Source organism: Mesorhizobium sp. M7A.F.Ca.CA.002.04.1.1, assembly GCF_004022805.1.
GTDB classification, from domain to species: Bacteria; Pseudomonadota; Alphaproteobacteria; order Rhizobiales; family Rhizobiaceae; genus Mesorhizobium; species Mesorhizobium ciceri.
In genome coordinates, this window is the sequence record NZ_RZPL01000674.1 from 1807 (window position 1) to 3091 (window position 1285).

Annotated in this window: 1 protein-coding gene; it reads right to left on the minus strand. The window is 64.8% G+C overall.

The features are described 5' to 3' along the window. Window positions 1-62: 62 nt before the first annotated feature. Window positions 63-1244, minus strand: coding sequence for a choline ABC transporter ATP-binding protein (choV, locus tag ENZ75_RS26545; protein ID WP_024504539.1), 1182 nt, complete (start codon window positions 1242-1244; stop codon window positions 63-65). Between the last annotated feature and the right edge of the window lie 41 nt (window positions 1245-1285).

Sequence of the window (1285 nt, forward strand, 5' to 3'; positions counted from 1 at the left end):
GGCGGAAAAAAAACAAGGCGCGCCCGGTCGCCGCGCCTCGCCGCCGTTGGATTCCGGAGAAACTACCGCCGCAACACCGCGCTCAGCACGTCGCGAATGCCGATGGCGCCGACGAAGCGCGACTGGTCGTCAAACAGCGCTACCGGAGCGGTCTGCGAACGGTGCATGGCCAGCATGACGGTTTTCAGCGAGGTGCCGGGATTGGCCCAGAACACTTGCGCGGCTTCCTCGGATTGGCCTTCGACGTCGGCGCACGACACCCAGACCGCCGGCTTGCCGTCGCGTTCGGCCGCCGCCACCAGCCCGTGATCGTCGATCTTGAAGCGCGTCGTCTTGCGGCGGTCGAGCCAGACCCAGCCGTCCTTGCCGTGCTCCAGATCACGACGGTCGCGCATCACGTTCCAGGCGGTCAGCACCGACAGCGGGTTCACATTGGCGATGAAGTCTCGGACATAGTCGTTGGCGGGCCGCAGCACGATGTCTTCGGGCGCGCCGGTTTGCACGATGCGCCCACCCTCCATGATGGTGATGTGGGAGCCGATCTTCAGCGCCTCCTCGAGGTCGTGGCTGACGAAGATGATGGTCTTCTTCAATTCAGCCTGCAGCTGCAGCAATTCGTCCTGCAGCTTGGTGCGGATGAGCGGGTCGAGCGCCGAGAACGGCTCATCCATCAACAGGATCGGCGCCTCGGTGGCGAAGGCCCGCGCCAGGCCGACGCGCTGCTGCATGCCGCCCGAAAGCTCATGCGCATATTTCTTCGACCACTGGTCGAGATTGACCAGCTTGAGCTGGCGTTGGACGCGCTCCTTGCGCTCGGCTTCTGGGACGCCGGCCAGTTCGAGGCCGAGACCGACATTCTCCTCCACCGTGCGCCAGGGCAAAAGGCCGAACTGCTGGAACACCATCGCCACCTGTTTCTGGCGCAGGCGCCGCAAGGTCGCCTCGTCGCAGGTGACGACATCGACGGTCTTGTCGCCATCCTTGACCAGCACCTGGCCGCGCGACACCACGTTGAGCCGGTTGACCGCCCGCAGCAATGTCGACTTGCCCGAACCGGAGAGGCCCATCAGAACGGAGATCTCGCCCTCGTTCACGGTCAGGCTGGCGCCGGCGCAGCCCAGTACATTGCCGGTCTTTTCGAGGATCTCGGCGCGGCTGGCGCCGGCGTCGATCATCTTCAGCGATCCGGCCTGGTCGGCGCCGAAAACGATATCGACGTTCCTGAAATCGACGGCGACGGTCATTTCTTGCCTCCAACGGCGATGCGGGTCATCCGGTCGAGCAC

What these genes read in the sequence shown, in the direction of transcription:
- choV (WP_024504539.1), bottom strand. Translation starts at nt 1,244, where the DNA reads ATGACCGTCGCCGTCGATTTCAGGAACGTCGATATCGTTTTCGGCGCC.